This is a genomic window from Rubripirellula reticaptiva, assembly GCF_007860175.1.
GTDB lineage: Bacteria > Planctomycetota > Planctomycetia > Pirellulales > Pirellulaceae > Rubripirellula > Rubripirellula reticaptiva.
The window spans coordinates 1-16,268 of the sequence record NZ_SJPX01000003.1 but is presented as its reverse complement, the minus strand read 5'-3'; the positions used below and the strand labels follow the sequence as shown (position 1 = coordinate 16,268).

The 16,268-nt window shown below is 55.5% G+C and carries 10 protein-coding genes; 4 read left to right on the top strand and 6 right to left on the bottom strand.

The genetic code is table 11. The annotated features are described in order from the left end of the window. Nucleotide 1: 1 nt before the first annotated feature. Complete coding sequence (locus tag Poly59_RS12765) at nucleotides 2-718, top strand: YggS family pyridoxal phosphate-dependent enzyme (RefSeq protein ID WP_146534526.1); 717 nt, start codon at nucleotides 2-4, stop codon at nucleotides 716-718. A gap of 6 nt (nucleotides 719-724) precedes the next feature. Beyond that, nucleotides 725-994 carry a DUF167 domain-containing protein gene (locus Poly59_RS12760; RefSeq protein WP_146534525.1) on the top strand — a complete coding sequence of 90 codons (270 nt, stop codon included), beginning with the start codon at nucleotides 725-727 and terminating at the stop codon, nucleotides 992-994. An 18-nt stretch (nucleotides 995-1,012) separates the two neighbouring features. Here the strand turns inward: Poly59_RS12760 and Poly59_RS12755 are convergent, their stop codons facing one another. Beyond that, on the bottom strand, nucleotides 1,013-2,302 hold the full coding sequence (locus Poly59_RS12755; protein ID WP_146534524.1) for an outer membrane protein assembly factor BamB family protein: 1,290 nt from the start codon (nucleotides 2,300-2,302) through the stop codon (nucleotides 1,013-1,015). Nucleotides 2,303-2,511: 209 nt separating this feature from the next. Here Poly59_RS12755 and Poly59_RS12750 point away from each other — a divergent pair, with 209 nt between their 5' ends. Both Poly59_RS12750 and gcvP read left to right on the top strand, forming a co-directional pair. After that, entirely contained in the window at nucleotides 2,512-3,666 is a 1,155-nt protein-coding gene (locus tag Poly59_RS12750; protein WP_146534523.1) for a GNAT family N-acetyltransferase, read from the top strand. 181 nt (nucleotides 3,667-3,847) lie between these two features. Beyond that, nucleotides 3,848-6,823: an aminomethyl-transferring glycine dehydrogenase gene (gene gcvP, locus Poly59_RS12745; RefSeq protein ID WP_146534522.1), complete on the top strand. Its 2,976-nt coding sequence runs from the start codon at nucleotides 3,848-3,850 to the stop codon at nucleotides 6,821-6,823. Nucleotides 6,824-6,829: 6 nt separating this feature from the next. Here the strand turns inward: gcvP and Poly59_RS12740 are convergent, their stop codons facing one another. From Poly59_RS12740 to Poly59_RS12720, 5 genes are all read right to left on the bottom strand, one after another. Next, a complete protein-coding gene (locus tag Poly59_RS12740; RefSeq protein WP_146534521.1) occupies nucleotides 6,830-9,655 on the bottom strand; it encodes a COG1361 family protein in 2,826 nt (941 codons plus the stop codon). 291 nt (nucleotides 9,656-9,946) lie between these two features. Beyond that, nucleotides 9,947-10,825: a metallophosphoesterase gene (locus tag Poly59_RS12735; protein ID WP_146534520.1), complete on the bottom strand. Its 879-nt coding sequence runs from the start codon at nucleotides 10,823-10,825 to the stop codon at nucleotides 9,947-9,949. A gap of 40 nt (nucleotides 10,826-10,865) precedes the next feature. Beyond that, a complete protein-coding gene (locus Poly59_RS12730) occupies nucleotides 10,866-12,269 on the bottom strand; it encodes a sulfatase family protein (RefSeq protein WP_146534519.1) in 1,404 nt (467 codons plus the stop codon). Between the two features lie 85 nt (nucleotides 12,270-12,354). Beyond that, nucleotides 12,355-14,133 (bottom strand): homoserine O-acetyltransferase MetX, encoded by a 1,779-nt coding sequence (gene metX / locus Poly59_RS12725; protein ID WP_146534518.1) that lies wholly within the window; start codon nucleotides 14,131-14,133, stop codon nucleotides 12,355-12,357. Continuing rightward, complete coding sequence (locus Poly59_RS12720) at nucleotides 14,130-15,452, bottom strand: O-acetylhomoserine aminocarboxypropyltransferase/cysteine synthase family protein (RefSeq protein ID WP_146534517.1); 1,323 nt, start codon at nucleotides 15,450-15,452, stop codon at nucleotides 14,130-14,132. The genes metX and Poly59_RS12720 overlap by 4 nt, the downstream gene beginning before the upstream one ends. Between the last annotated feature and the right edge of the window lie 816 nt (nucleotides 15,453-16,268).

The following is a 16,268-nucleotide window of genomic DNA, read 5'->3' as shown; positions in this document are numbered from 1 at the left end:
GATGGACGACGATTCGCAAAACCGCCTAAACGAAAACTGGAACGCGGTATTAAGTGACGTTCACCAAGCAGCGACCGATGCGGGACGTGACCCGAATTCAGTCACCGTGATTGGCGTGACCAAGTACGTCGACGCTGAGATCACGGCGATGTTAGTCGACGCGGGCTGTGACAACCTCGGTGAAAACCGCCCCCAAGTGCTCTGGCAAAAAGCCGAGATTTTGTCGCTGGACGATTCAGTGCAGTGGCACGTAATCGGCAACCTGCAACGCAACAAAACACGTCGGACGCTGCGTCATCGGCCAGTGATCCATTCAGTCGACAGCGAGAAGCTACTTACCACGATCGCCCAGGAATCGTCGGCCGCAGGGATCACGACCGACGTGCTGCTTGAAGTCAACGCGAGCGGCGACGAATCGAAAACCGGCATGACCCCCGACGAACTCCGCGTGGTCCTTGGCACGATGCCCAGCGACAGTGTGCGAGTAATCGGCATCATGGCCATGGCCGGCTGGGACACCGACTCGTCAGCCGCTCAGTCCCAGTTCTCCGAAACCCGTGAACTTCGCGACACGCTAGCCACTGAATTTGGGCTGGAATTGCCGCATCTTTCAATGGGAATGAGCGGCGACTTCGCCGAAGCGATTGCCGAAGGCGCCACCATGGTGCGAATCGGGTCGCGATTATTCGAAGGCGTCACCGACATCGGTCACGGATAGCCGGACATGCGAATCTCGATTCACGCGACAGCATCAGCCAGACAAAACCACGTCGGTGGATGCCATGATGATGCGCTTCGAGTTTCGGTGACCGCCGTGGCGGACAAAGGCAAAGCCAACAAGGCGATCGCCAAGGCACTTTCGAAAGCGATGGCAATCAAGCCATCGCAAATCGAACTTATCGGCGGTCAAACCAACCGCCGTAAAGTATTCCAGATCAGCGATCCGCCCGTCGACTTGGCAGTGAGAATTGAAGATCTGATGAACCAGTCGTGATCTGTTAGGGAAAACGAATTAGAGTCGCTTTGCGCCCAAGCATCGCAATTCGTCATCGACTCGCAGCAGCAGGTTCCCGTCCACAAAAGCTGGAGTCGCGCCGACAGGGCCACCCAAATCGACTTCACCAAGCTTCTTGAATTCGTCATCCGCCGCGACCAAAGTCGCTTTACCCTCCAAGCTGATCATCAACATCGTGTCGCCAATGATGATCGGCGAAGCACCAAAATTGCCGCCGATTCGCTTGAACCAAACGACCTCGCCTGTTTCCGCTTTCACACATTGCGCGATCCCACGGTCATCGACCATGAACAATCGATCGCCTTTCACAACTGGCGTTGGAACGTAAGGTGCGTTGCGAATAATCCGATAGAGTTCCTCGGGTTGGGCATCTTTGGTTGCCGGAATGCGCACGGCCACCAATTCATTGCCACCACCACCGCTGCCGTGAGAACCAATCGCGACATCGCCAACCACGATCGGCGTGCTGCATGAACGTTGCGAGAATACGGGTATCGACCACAACATTTTTCCGCTCGCCGGGTCGATCGCAAACAGCCCATTGCCGGAATTCGACGCAATGATCTGATTGACTTCGCCATCCTTTTCGTAGACTGCCGGCACACCGTAACAGGATCGAGTCGTTGTCAATGGAGACTCCCAAACGGTCTGTCCGCTTTCGCGATCCAAAGCAATCATTCGAGAAACGCCAGCCTGCTGACCTTCTTTTAACTGTTCGGCCTGTTGTGAGTTCAGCAGCACGACCAAGTCACCAATGATGACGGGCGATGTACCGAAGCCATGCTGGGACTGCCACGTGCCAAAGTCTCGCGACCAGACGACGTTCCCATCGTGATCAAAGCACTTCAAAATCGTGTGCATCGGGTCCGACCAAGCGGCAAAGATGAATTCGTCGTCGCCCGCCGGAGTGCTGGCTGCCAATGTGTTTCGCGTATGCAAGTGATGCGGAACTTGGTCAAACGACTTGGACCATTTCAATTTTCCGGACGCCAAATCCAACGCCTCGACGGCAATCTTCTGCTTCTCGGGGTGCGACACCAACAACATCACGCTGTCGCCAACCACGATTGGTGACGAAACGTCTCGCGAGCCTAGTTTCCGTGTCCACGTATAGTCCGATGCGTCCCACGCCGCCGGCAATGTTCCATCGGCAACATAGCCCTGGCCGTTGTCACCGTGGAACCGATTCCACTGCGATGGAGAATCCGCCAGGGCTCGGCGGCCGCAAAGCGACACGGCGCCGATCAGCACGGACAGCAAGACTCGATTCAAGCATAGTGATTTCATCACAGTGATCTTCAAACTGGGGAAGGGGAGAATGCGGGGAGGGCATCAACAGGAAGCGGTCCTAGCGGTTTTGACGACTGGATCGGCGTCCCGCTCAGGTAGGGTCAGCATTGTAATAGGAATAGCGACTTCGCACGCCTGAGTTCATGGACACGGCGTAGGTTTTTTCATTCTGCCCCGCACTCACATCATACCGCCACGACACTCAAATGTTCACGATTGAAACCACTAGCGACATCGCAGAACTCCTATCGAATGCTGACGCGTGGAACCGGCTTTCGCGAGGAGTTCCATTCCGCGAAACATCGTGGCTGGGTGCATGGTGGGAAGCCATGAACGGGGGGCGCCAAGCCTACGTGCTAGTCGCTCGTGATTCAGACGGAAACATGCGAGGCCTGCTGCCGTTGTACCAATACGGTCCGGGTGTTCTTGCCATGATCGGCGACGGCGAAGCCTGTACGGACCACGTTTCGGTTTTGGCCGACGAGGCCGATGCGGCAGAGGTTGGTTTCGCAATGGGGATGCATTTAGCAAAGTCGGCTTCGGACGCGAACTGGGGCTGGGAAGTCATCGACATCGACGGCGTGGTCGAGGGCGACGAACCGATGTCCGCGTTGGCATCCGGATTGAAAAAGGGTGGTGCGACGCTACACGCCCAAAGCCGCATGAGCGTTTGGTACCGAGCTGCCGACACGTCCTGGGACGAACATCTTAAACGCCACGGCAAAACTCAGCGACGACAAATGCGACGCTGGGCCGATCAACTCAAGACGATGGAAAAAGTTGTCGCAACAAGCGACGCAGAAGTCGACGAACTGCTCGGATTTGTGATCGAAATGCACCAGCGCCGTTGGGTTGCTGCCGGCGAAGCGGGTAGTTTCGCAAACGAGTCGTTTCGTAGCTTCATGATTGAAACGGCAAAGCAGTTTCTCAGTCGCGATCAGCTTTACTTGGCCGTGCTAAAACACGAGGGCACGCCGATCGCTGGCGAATTAAAATTCATTGGCGGGAACAAAGTTCTTTACAGCTATAGCGCCGGCTATGACATCAACTTTGCTGAACTCGAGCCGGGACGGCTGATGTGCATTGACGGTCTGCTGGAGATATACGAACGAGGCTTTGTGGGGCTCGATTTCATGCGTGGCGATGAAACCTACAAATCACGATACTCGACTGAATCGCATCGCTTGTTTCGTATGCGAGCCGTCGCTCCGACGCTGATGCCACGCCTTCGTCACGCGGCTTGGTGTACCGGTTTCGAGCTGAAACAATGGGTCAGACGGCAAAGCGGACGCCCTGTGATTGTGGTTCAAGATCCCACATCGCTGGCCACGATCAACCTGCCCGTCTCGCCAAACGCTTAGTCCGTAGGGCCGAAATCAAGCCGCCCACTGCGACTTTGGCGACGTTTTCACGGGGACCAGCGTTTTTGGCAAATCGCCCCGTGACAATTCGACCGGAACGTCTTTAGGATACGGGTTCAATTGAGTCGTCAGTGATCGACTTTGACCCCTTGTCCTTTCGGCAACCCCCGGACCGTCGACGATGAACCTTGCATCGCCCTCTCGTGCCAAATCTGTTGTTCACCTCGGCGACGCGGACCCCGCGAGCCTACTTGATTTTGCCGACGGATTCATTCGCCGTCACATCGGGCCGTCGGACGACGAAGTTTCGCAAATGCTTGCCAGCCTAGGCTTCAGCGAGCTGGACGAAATGTCGGCGGCAACGGTCCCTCCGGAAATTCGGTTGGAACGTGAACTCGACATCCCTGCGCCTCGCGGCGAGTCGGAATTTCTGTCGGCACTAAAAACGATCGCGGGCAAGAACAAGGTTTACCGAAGCTGTATCGGAATGGGGTACTCCGCCACAGTAACTCCGCCGGTGATCCTAAGGAATGTGCTTGAAAACCCGGGCTGGTACACGCAGTACACGCCCTACCAAGCCGAGATTGCGCAGGGTCGCTTGGAAGCACTGCTGAATTTTCAAACCATGATCGCTGATCTGACCGGCTTGCCGCTTGCCGGTGCAAGTTTGTTGGACGAAGCCACCGCCGCGGCCGAAGCGATGGGAATGTGCGCGGCGATTCACAACCACAAAAAGACGGGCTTCTTTGCCAGCGACGAATGTCACCCGCAAACGTTAGCCTTGTTAGAAACACGCGCTCGTGGGTTAGGCATCGACCTGATCGTCGGCCCGATCGCAGAAGTCAACTTTGATCATGGCGACGGTGGGCTGTGCGGATTGTTAGTCCAGTACCCGACGACCGACGGCCGAGTGCAAGACTATCGCGAATTGACGGCGAGCGCAGCGGCGAAGAACTGCTTGGTGGTTGCGGCTGCGGATCTGCTGAGTTTGGCGATCTTAGAAGCCCCCGGAAACTGGGGCGCCGACATCTGTGTCGGCAGTGCCCAGCGGTTTGGTGTCCCGATGGGCTTGGGCGGGCCTCACGCTGCGTTCATTTCGACGCACGAAAAGCACGCTCGCAAGTTGCCCGGCCGGTTGATTGGTGTCTCCAAAGACTCGCATGGTAACCGCGCGTTGCGAATGGCGATCCAGACTCGTGAACAACACATTCGGCGAGACAAAGCGACCAGCAATATCTGCACGGCTCAAGCTCTACTGGCGATCATCAGTTCGTTCTACGGGGTCTATCATGGCCCCAATGGCCTGCGTCAAATTGCCCGGCGAACTCAGGCCTACACCTGTGCCTTGGCCAAGGGACTCACCCGACTTGGCCACACCATCGTCGGCAATGGGCCGATCTTCGATACGATTCGCATCAGCCTTGGCAAAGGCCGCATCCATGCCGCACGTCAAGTCAGCGACGCGGCTCGCGAACGACAAATCAATCTACGTGAATACGACGACGGCACGCTTGGCGTAACGCTGGACGAAACATCGGACCGAGCTCTCGTGGCGGACCTATTGGCCGCGTTCAACTTTGGCCACTACACCGGCTTTGACGTCGACTCGCTGGTAATTGAAGCGGCCGGAGAGGGCATGATGAGCTTCGGATCGCTCGCCCGAACGAGCGACTTCATGACTCACGAGGTCTTCCACAGTCACCGCAGCGAAACGCAGATGCTGCGCTACATTTTCAAACTGATGGGCCGCGATCTTTCGCTCGCCCATTCGATGATCGCACTGGGTTCATGCACGATGAAGCTGAATGCGACCAGCGAAATGATTCCCGTCACTTGGCCCGAGTTCGCCAATATTCATCCGTTCGCGCCCGACACACAGTGGCGTGGTTACACGCAGATGTTCCGCGAACTCGAACGATGGTTATGCGAAGTCACCGGTTTCGCAGCAGTTAGTTTGCAACCCAACGCTGGCGCGCAAGGTGAATACGCGGGGCTATTGGTCATTCGCGCCTACCACGAACATGCCGCTGCTCTTGAAGGCCGCGAAAACGTTCGCGACGTCTGCCTGATTCCAACTTCGGCGCACGGAACCAACCCTGCGTCTGCGGTGATGGCGGGCATGAAAGTGGTTCCGATCAAGTGCGACGACCACGGCAACATTGACATGGTGGATCTGCGACTAAAAGTAGAACAAAATCGCAAACAATTATCGGCGCTGATGGTGACCTATCCATCAACGCACGGAGTATTCGAAGCCACGATTCGCGAAGTCTGCGACGTCGTTCACCAAAACGGCGGGCAAGTGTACATGGACGGTGCCAACATGAACGCGCAAGTGGGGCTGACCAGCCCCGGCAAGTGCGGCGCGGATGTCTGTCACTTGAATTTGCACAAAACGTTTTGCATTCCTCACGGCGGCGGCGGTCCCGGCATGGGGCCGATCGGCGTCGCTGAACAGTTGCTACCTTTTCTGCCAGGGCACCCCGTCCAGCGTCCTGACACGGCTGGCGAGTTTGCGATTGGCCCCGTCGCCGCGGCTCCCTACGGCAGCCCTAGCATTTTGACGATCAGCTATGTCTACATCGCGATGATGGGCGGCGCGGGTCTGAGAAAGGCGACACAGATGGCAATCCTAAACGCAAACTACATGGCAAAACGGCTCGCCGATCACTACGACGTGCTGTACACCGATGCGGGTGGCCGAGTCGCACACGAATTCATCATCGATTGCCGCGACTTTGAAAAAACTGCAGGGATCAAAATCGACGACATCGCCAAGCGATTGATGGACTACGGTTTCCACAGCCCGACGATGTCGTTCCCAGTGCCAGGCACGCTAATGATCGAACCGACCGAGAGCGAATCGAAAGCCGAACTCGATCGATTCTGTGACGCGATGATATCGATCCGTGCTGAAATCGAAGCCGTCGAAAAGGGCGAACTCGATCGCGAAGACAACCCACTGAAACATGCACCGCATACGATGGGAGCAGTGACTGCCGACCAGTGGCCCCACGCCTATTCACGTGACCAGGCCGCATGGCCGATGGAGTGGCTCCGTGACGCAAAGTTCTGGCCAGCGGTCGGACGAATCGACAACGCTTATGGCGATCGAAATCTGATTTGCTCGTGCCCACCGATGGAAGAGTATTCCTAAAGAAACCTAAGGCGTTACGGTAGTCGTTTCGGTAGTAACGAATCCGTTGGGCGTGTTCAAACTTCGTACGGCAACGTTCAAGTCGAACGTTTGCGGCTGGTTGCTGCTAAGCACCAATTCAAAGTCTTCGCTTTGGCCTGGTTCCAGATTTGGAATGTAGGGCAACGAAACAACTCCGGAATCGAAGCGATAGTCACTCAGTTCCGGGCTTGTTTGCGGAACCAATCGTTCCATCCGCACGCCGTTTGGCAATGCAAACTGGATGCCAACCTGTCCATCCCGCTGATTGGAGTCGTTGGTGACTCGAATCGAGTAACGGATCGGAGCATTCACTCGCACCGGGTTGTCACGACCGAACACCGAAGTCACCAGCCGACCCGTTCGTGCTGTTTCAGGGGACGGACCAGGTTGCGACGGCAGTGGATCGGTTCGGCGAAGATCAGGGTTACCGCGAAGCGGCTCGGGAGCCGCCCCGCCGGGGATTTCAGGCGACGTTCCGACCGGTGGCAAGCTTGGACCGCGTGGCGGCTGTACCGTTTGTCCGGGGCCAATGATTTCGAAAACAAACTCATCGTTCGCGCGAGCGCCCTCGGCACTCTCGGCGCTGATGGAAACTCGTGATCGAGGACTTGGCGAAATTGTTGTGAACTGACCTTCCAACAAAACCTGTTGTCCCGGCGCGATCGATGGAACGTTCCACGTGATGATGCGTTGACCAATGGCTCGTTCGTTGGCACCTTCGGTTGCGGCGATCAGTTGCAACTGCGGATCGAACACCATGTTGAAGGTGACATTGCGAGCTTCGCCACGACCTTCGTTAACGATTTGAGCGCGAATCAGAGTAGGGTCACCAGTAGCGACTTGCGACTTGCCGTCAATCGTTGCGGTTAAGTTGGGTGTCAGTGGGATGGGGTTAATGACAAGTGCACAGGCTTCTTGAGCAGCCCGCTGGCCTCCGTCGGCGAACGCTTCGACCCTGACGCAGCGACGACCGGACTGAGTCGGTGTGAAGACGACCTTCTTGCGCCAAGTTTCACCCGGTTGCAGTGGACCGTCTTTATTGTCGCGAACCATCACACCACCGCTTTCGTGGATGATGGACGAATCACCGGTTGCCGTCACATAAGCGTTTGTCATCGGACGATCGCCGTTGTTGGTGACATCGATATTGAAGGTCACCGCTTGACCGGCTTCGACGCGATCCTCAACAGCCGCGACGGCCAACCCCAACGATCGCCGGAAAACGTCGACACGCACCGAGTCTTCGCTGGCAAGCCCATCGCCGCGAGCCTGAAAGCTCAGCTCCACGGGTGACTGTGAAGCCAATTCAACGAACAGGTCCAATTGAGTCTGCGGTGGCAGAATGCCAAGGTCCCAGGTTACGCCGTTGGGTACCACGCGAGCGAACGAGTCAGCGCGAATGATCTTCGTGCCTGGCGGAGTCTGCAAGTCGACGCGGACATTCGTGGCAGGCTGGTTGCCTGGATTTCGCACGTTGGCGACAACTTGATAGGGAACATCATACGATGCAACCGCGGGCGCGCCGGCGCGAAGCTCAAGCTTCGGTGAACTCCAAGTCACAAAGGTCTGACCATTACCAAGCGGCAGAGTTGGCATGTTATCAGTCTTGCCGCCCGGCCGAATCACTTGCATGTTCACGGCGGTCGTGCCGCTGGTGCCCGGCACGGGAACCAGTTGAGCAGTTGCGTTGCCCGAATCGTCAACGATGACTTCGGTAACCGCCGATCCACCGGTTCCGGCAAACGTTGCCAGTTCAGGTTGCAGGATTTCGTAGCGAACTTTCCATCCGCTTGCCGGCAATGTCTTTTCTGATCGCGTGACGCGAGTGGTCAGGTCAACCGTGGTCCCGGCGGGCACGATTTGCGCACCAGGAAATTGTGCGGTAGCATCGACCCAGTAAATCGTCGCCGTCGATTTGCGTTGGTCCCAGCATTCACTCTCGGGCGCAAGCACCGTGACGTGGCTGACTCCTTCACTCGGGCTGGAAAGCGTGATCCAGGTCTGACCTTTCTCTAACCGCACGTCGTCGTTGGGGTTGGTGTTACCGCGTGTGATCAGTGTTTTTTTGGTGCTGGTGATTCCGATCGCGTACGACGGATCTTTCTTCTCGGGACGAACGCTTGAACCGGCCAATCGACCGATCACGCCAGGCTCGTCATCGCCAACTTGAATGAACGTACCGACGCTGTCGGGCGTCAGCATCCATTCCAGCTTCTCGTTCATCTGCAGGTAACCGTCATTACCGCAAACGCCCGACAACAAGACGACTTCACCGCCGACCGGTGCAACGATCTTCATGGGCGACAACAAGATGCAGCCGCGCTTTCCTCGGTCGGGAAGCGAACACTTGCAGTTCGGGTCTGTTTCAGCGCCCAACAATACAGCGCGAGGACCAGTCGCGCACGATCCGGCGCAAGGAGCGCTCGGCACGCAAGGTTCATTGCTTTGCCCGGCCGCAATGGACTGCGTTCCAGGCGTCGGACAGGCCGGTGGATCAACCGGATCGACGAAGGCAGGTGTCGGAAACCCAATCCCTGGCTTGCTTCGCAGATGGTTAGTGACGCAAGACTTGAGTCCAGCCAAGCAACTAAAGCATCCACATCCCTCGCCACCCGAACCGGGCAAGGCAATGGAGGTGGTCGTCGGAAGTGGCGAAAACAGGCAGGCCCCGGATGGGTCGATTGCCGGTAAACGCAATTGACTGCAGCCGCTGCTAAGGGCAACCAACAACGCGATCGCTATCAAGAACAACCGGTACGTAGGCAGTTTTGATGTGGCGAGCGAATCGGTCGTCCGTGCAGAGTGATTCATCGGCGTGCTATGGGTACCGTAACGTCCAAGCAAAGTCAGACGAACGGATTGGTAAAGGGAAACAAAGCGGGCAGAGTTTGCCCGAAGAACCCTAGCACGCGTTTTTGCACAATGAGGCACGAAGGCAACGCCAATTGATGCCGTAATGCAACAAAAACCGATCAGCCGTGACGGTCGTAGCGACTACAACGCCACCCTATTTTTTGCTGAAGCATTTTTCACCGGGAAGCCCTTGCCGATCGACGCGAGTTCTGCTTTTTCCCCCGCGCCTGTGCCCGCTCAATTCAGCACCTAGCTCAACGAACGCTGCAGCGTGAAATGAGTGATTTCCGGTCGGCAATTGAACCGTGCCTTGAACCCGTAACCGACACCGCGGTTAACGAACAGAGTCCGGTCTTCACCTACGTCATAAAAACCGCTGACATACCGGCGGTTCTTGATTGGCAGCCGTGGTGGCGGCATGAACGGCGGTTTGCATTGCCCACCGTGCGTATGTCCCGCCAAAATCGTACCGCGAAAACCGTTCCACACGTGCTCGTCGCAGACGTCCGGATTGTGGCACAGGCAAAGTCCGTCGCGCCCCTGGTCTGCCTCGCGCAGCACCTGGTTCGCATTAAAATGAGGCGTCCAATAGTCATTGAGCCCAAATACGCTTAACCCTTCAACCGTGACGTGCTCGTCACGAAGCATCTGCACACCAACATCGCTCAGCGTTTCGGTAATACGATCAGCAATGTTCGTATCAGACCAGCGATTTCCGTAGTCATGGTTGCCCAGGCAGCCCAGCGTTGCCAGCGATCCGCCTTCGAGTCTCGAAAAGACTCGTTGGACTGCGTCCGCTGAACCTTCAAAGCCGTGATCGATGATGTCGCCGGTCACCGCAACAATATCGGGGCTTAGCTCATTAGCCTGCTCCACCGCCCAGCTCAGATAGTTCTCGTCAGCCACACCGATATGAAAATCCGAGATCTGAACCAGCGATTTCCCTCGCAAGCTTTCCGGAAGATCACGAATCGCAAGCGTGTGCCGAGTGATCTGCAACCAATGCGGTTCGACACGAGTGGCCCATCCATACATTCCACCGGCAATCGACACACCACCGATGACGCCACCAAGAAAATGGCGTCGCGTAAGAACGGGTCTTCGAATAAATGATGATTGCGGTTTCATGTCGAAAGTGGCACGCGTCTAAAAATAGAACGTCGATCAATCAGTTCGCGGGTACCGCTTCGCGTTTCCAAACGAGACGAGCTGCCCCGGTGATCTCTTCATCCGCGGCCACCATTCGAGCGTCCAACTTGGCTGCAATCGCTGATTCGTTTTCAATCAAATTCTCTTGTTCGCCAATGTCCTTAGCGAGATTGAACAAAAATCGTTCGCGACCAGCCGGCTTGTTCTTGCCCTTGGTCTTTACCTTGGAAAGATATTTCCAGTCGCCCATCCGAATCCCTTCCAGGACTCCCTGTGCTGAATAGAAAATCAATTCGTTCCGTGGTGAATGATCAGTTTCAAAGGTAGACGAGATATCGACGCCATCGATCTTCTTTTCGGATGGCAACTGCGAACCTGTGATCGACGCAATCGTTGGCAGCAGATCCATGGTGGTTACAAAAGCATCGGTCGTCGTGCCTGCGGGAATTCGACCTGGCGCCCACATGACACAGGGTACACGTTGGCCGCCCTCAAACGTTGTCCCCTTCCCAGCCCGCAGTGGATCAGCGCTGCCACCATGATTCTTGAATTGCAGCCAAGGTCCATTGTCGGTGGTATAGATGATGTACGTTTTTTCGGATAACCCAAGATCTCGCACTGTATCGGCCAAGCGGCCAACTTCCGCATCAATGTGTTCGATCACACACGTATACGCATTCGCCGGATTGGGATCGTACGAATCATCAGGAACATACAGCGGAATGTGTGGCATCGAATGAGGGAGGTACAAGAAGAACGGCTTGTCCTGATTCGACTTCACAAAATCGATGGCCCGGTCGGTATAGCGCCGAGTAATCGTGCGCTGGTCCACGGGCAATTCGATGATCTCTTCGTTTTCGAACAGTGGTGTGTTCCAGATCTCGATCGCCGAAGCTTGATTCGCCCACAATTCATCCGACGGCAAACGGGGCTTGCCTTTGTTGTCGGGATGATTCATGTCATTGGAATACGGAATTCCGTAGTACGAATCGAAACCATTGGCACGCGGCAACGTTTCGGGATGATGCCCGAGGTGCCACTTCCCAACACAAGCGGTCGCATAACCTTGGGATTTCAAATGGTCAGCGATCGTGTACTCGGCCGGGTTCAGGCCGTAATCGCTTTGCGGAAACAGTACGTGCTTGTGCATGCCAACACGCTTGGGATAGCTGCCCGTCAACAGTGCCGCGCGGGAAGGCGAACATACGGAACAGGCCGTATAGAAGCTGGTGTACTTGCGGCCTTCGCGAGCCAGACGATCGATGTTCGGCGTCTCGATCTTCTTTGACCCAAAACACCCCAAGTCGTTGTAGCCCTGGTCGTCCGTGAAAATGATGATGAAGTTAGGTTGATCAGCCGCCAAGCACGACGCCAGCGAACCAAACGACCAACAAAGAGCCGCCAAAACTGCAATCGACTTCATAACGCAGCACCACTTTGAACACGAAGAAATGGGGAACACGATGCCCCAAAATCGGTGCACCGCGACGATCTATCGTAACAGCGTCTTAGCGAGAAAGTACTAAGATCGCTGTCTCGGCATTCAAATTCGGGTCATCATCGGGCCAGATTTGCGTCTGCGTCGCAGAATCAAAGTAGATCTCCTGCTCGACAGTCACGTTTTTCTCACGACAAAGATCCATCACGTCGGCGATGCTTGGAAAACGGCGATTGGGCGTGTCATACCAACAGTAATTGAATTCGCCCGGTGCTCGCGGCGAACGACCTCGCACGACATAGTCTTCGCGAAGTGTCCGGTAAGCAAAATTTGGAAAGCTAACGACCACCCGCTTTCCTACTCGCAACATTTCGTCAAACAGCTCGGCCACATTGGCGACCGCCTGCAGCGTCGAACTCAACACAATGAAGTCGAACTGGTTGTCGATGAATGCGGGCAACCCAGTATTCAGGTCATAGTCGATGACATTCAAACCGCGCGATGCAGCCTTCAAAATGTTGTCCTGGGCAACTTCAACACCGACCAATTTCTCATGTCCCCGTTCTCGCAACGCCGCCATCAGATTGCCGTCGCCACAGCCGAGGTCAAGCACCGAAAGGCCGCTTGGAATACATGACAGAATGAACTCTTCCAATCGCGTTAATGTCAGCGGCGACCGGTCCACCTTCCCCAGCCGCGCTTCGATGATCGGCGCGTATTGGCCAATTTCGCGGTCGACCAAAAAGGAATCGTGCCCCGCAGTCGAAGTGACTTCGGTGTAGGTGACTTGTTTATCTAGCGCCGCAAGCGCCGCGACTATGTCACGAGACTGACTCGGCGGAAACAACCAGTCGCTGCTGAAGCTAATCACTAGAAAACTACTGTCCGCTTCGTCAAAAGCTTCCATCAACTGCAAACGCGTCGACCCAAGATCGAACAAGTCGAGTGCCATCGATAACGTGACGTAACTGTTTGCATCAAATCGAGTCGTGAACTTCTCGCCCTGGTGTGCCAGATACGAACCGACGCTGAACTGTTGTTCGAAACCAGACGCGATCTGACGCGGATCATGACGATCAGGATCAAACTTGTCGGCCATCGCTTCACTCGAGAGATAAGTGATGTGACCGAGCATTCTTGCGATCGCCAACCCCGTATCAGGTCGTTGTGGTTTGTCGTAGTACTGACCGCCAGCGAAGTTTGGATCCGATTGAATTGCATTGCGAGCGATGATATCGAAGCCAAGGGATTGGCTGCTCAAACGTGGCGAGGACGCAATGATCACACAGGAATCGGCCGATCCGGGATAACGAGTCACCCAGGTCATCGCTTGGTGCCCACCCAGCGAACCGCCGACGATGGATCGCCAACGCTTGACCCCCAAATGATCAGCCAACCGTTTTTGAACGCCAACCATGTCGGCGATCGTGATTCGCGGAAAGCTAGCTCCGTAGGGTTTGGGCGGATTCGAAAGAGGATCAATATCCGATGGCCCCGTCGTACCCCGGCAGCCACCGAGAACATTTGGGCAGACCACAAAGAAACGATCAGTATCGATCGCCTTTCCGGGCCCGATCAATTGCTCCCACCAACCGGCGTCATCATTTTCATCATGACGCGTAGCGTGCGAGTCACCCGTGATCGCATGACACACCAACACCGCGTTCGACGCGTCGCCATTCAGCTGGCCCCATGTTTCGTATGCGCACGTCACGCGAGGAAGCGAAATGCCAAGTTCAAGCACGATCGGACCAACAAAGTCGATCGTCTGAACGTGCTTCAGGGGCGCAGCCGAACGGACATCATCGGTGCTCTCGGCACCTCGCAGATTGGCCGAATTCTCGGTCATGCGGTCGCGACAGCCAAAGCTTGGCTCAAGTCATCGATGATGTCTTGAACATCTTCGATACCGACTGAAACACGAATGTACTCGGGACGTACGCCAGTCTTAGCTTGCTCTTCGCCGCTCAATTGCTGGTGCGTCGTGCTGGCGGGATGAATGACCAAGGTCTTCGCGTCACCGATGTTTGCCAAGTGCGAACACAGCTTACAGGCGTTGATGAACTTCTTACCCGCTTCGACTCCGCCTTTGATTCCAAAACCCATGATCGCACCTTGGCCGTTGGGCAGATACTTCTGACCACGTGCGTAATCCTTGTGCGACTTCAGTCCAGGGAAGTTCACCCATTCGACCGAATCGTGATTCTCCAGGAACGTCGCAACTGCCATCGCGTTCTCACAGTGTCGCGGCATACGCAAATGCAGGGTCTCGATTCCCATTAAGAACAAGAACGCAGCAAACGGACTCATCGCCGCACCGGTGTCTCGCAGCCAGTGCGTTCGGATGTGCAGCAAGTAGGCGATGTTGCCCATCGGTCGAAGGTGCTCTTCGAAAATCGCACCGTGATAAGAAGGTGACGGAGCGCAGAACTCAGGCCATTTCTCAGGCTGATCGGCCCACTTGAAGTTACCGCTGTCGACGATCGCACCGCCGATATGAACGCCGTGACCGCCCAGAAACTTCGTGGTGCTGTAGATCACGATGTCGATGCCATGCTCGAATGGCTTCAACAACATCGGTGTCATCGTGGTGTTGTCGCAAAGCACCGGCAATGCACCGTGGGGCGCCGTGTGCGCGGCATCGGCGATTGCCCTGAAGTCCGGCACATCGTTCTTGGGATTGCCGATGCTTTCCATGTAAACCAGTCGCGTGTTCTCGTCGACCAGTTTGTGAATTTCCTCGGGATGGTCCGGATTGAAGAATCGGACTTCGATGCCCATTTGCTTCAACGTTTGCGTGAACAGCGTCCACGTCCCTCCGTACAGCGACGTGCTGCTGACGATGTTTTGGCCGCTATGAGCCAGCGTAAGAACAGCCGCCGTGATCGCAGCTTGCCCGGACGCAAAACAGAGTCCCGTGACTCCGCCTTCCATCGCCGCCAACCGTTTTTCAAGGACATCGACGGTTGGATTCATCAATCGGCTGTAGATATTGCCAAACTCAGTCAGCCCGAATAGAGCTGCCGCATGATCGGTGTCATTGAACGTGAAGCTGGTCGTCGCATAGATCGGAACAGCACGACTGTTGGTGGTCGGGTCAACGACTTGCCCGGCGTGCAGGGCCATGGTGGCCATTCTCTGTGGTGATGCTTGCTTCGAATCAGTCATTCAATCGTTTCCTGGAAAACGTATTTGGTGAGGAACGTTTTTGGTGATGGTCTATTTTGGCAAAGGCTTAATGGTCTGGGATCATAAAGCAAAATCAAAGTACAGGCGACCAGCCCACGTCGTCCCCTCAGCTTCGTCCCCCCACAGCCGGGAAGCGTTCCCAGGGTCTCGTCATTCGCCTATTGCAATCCAAACCTCGGAATGCCAACCAATCGAAGGCACGCGGCAGATCTGCTGACCGACATCATCTTCAGTGCGACATCTTCAGTGCGACGAATTCGAAACGATGAGTCAAAAACAAAAAATGGTGATCATTCCAGGCTGTACTGTTGCGTGAATTGGCGAGGATTTAGGCAATGAGCGGAGCACACACGTCTAAAGATGGCAAAAAATGTGCCAAATCTTAAGAAACACTGCGACAACGCATTGACGACGAACGATCTACGGGTAATGATTCGCCCTCGCGTTTGGCACACAACTTTTTGTCTCAGCGACCTCCGGGTCAGCGACGACATCGAGGGCGACCAGACACATTGATCTTTGACAATTTGGTGATGAAACTTCTGTTGAGTTTAGATTTGCGAGGTCATTTCTCGTGATTCTGGATCAAGTTGCTTTTCGGAGTGGTTTGGTTCGGATGAATGAAAAAATGGCGAATCGCTGGAGTCTTTACCGAGGCTCCAGACCAGATCAGCTATCGGTTTTAACTTTGCTTTCTCCCGGCGAGCTTGCTCGCTGGTGAATCAATACAAAATTGAAGGGTTTGATCCTGGCTCAGAATGAACGTTGGCGGCATGGATTAGGCATGCAAGTCGC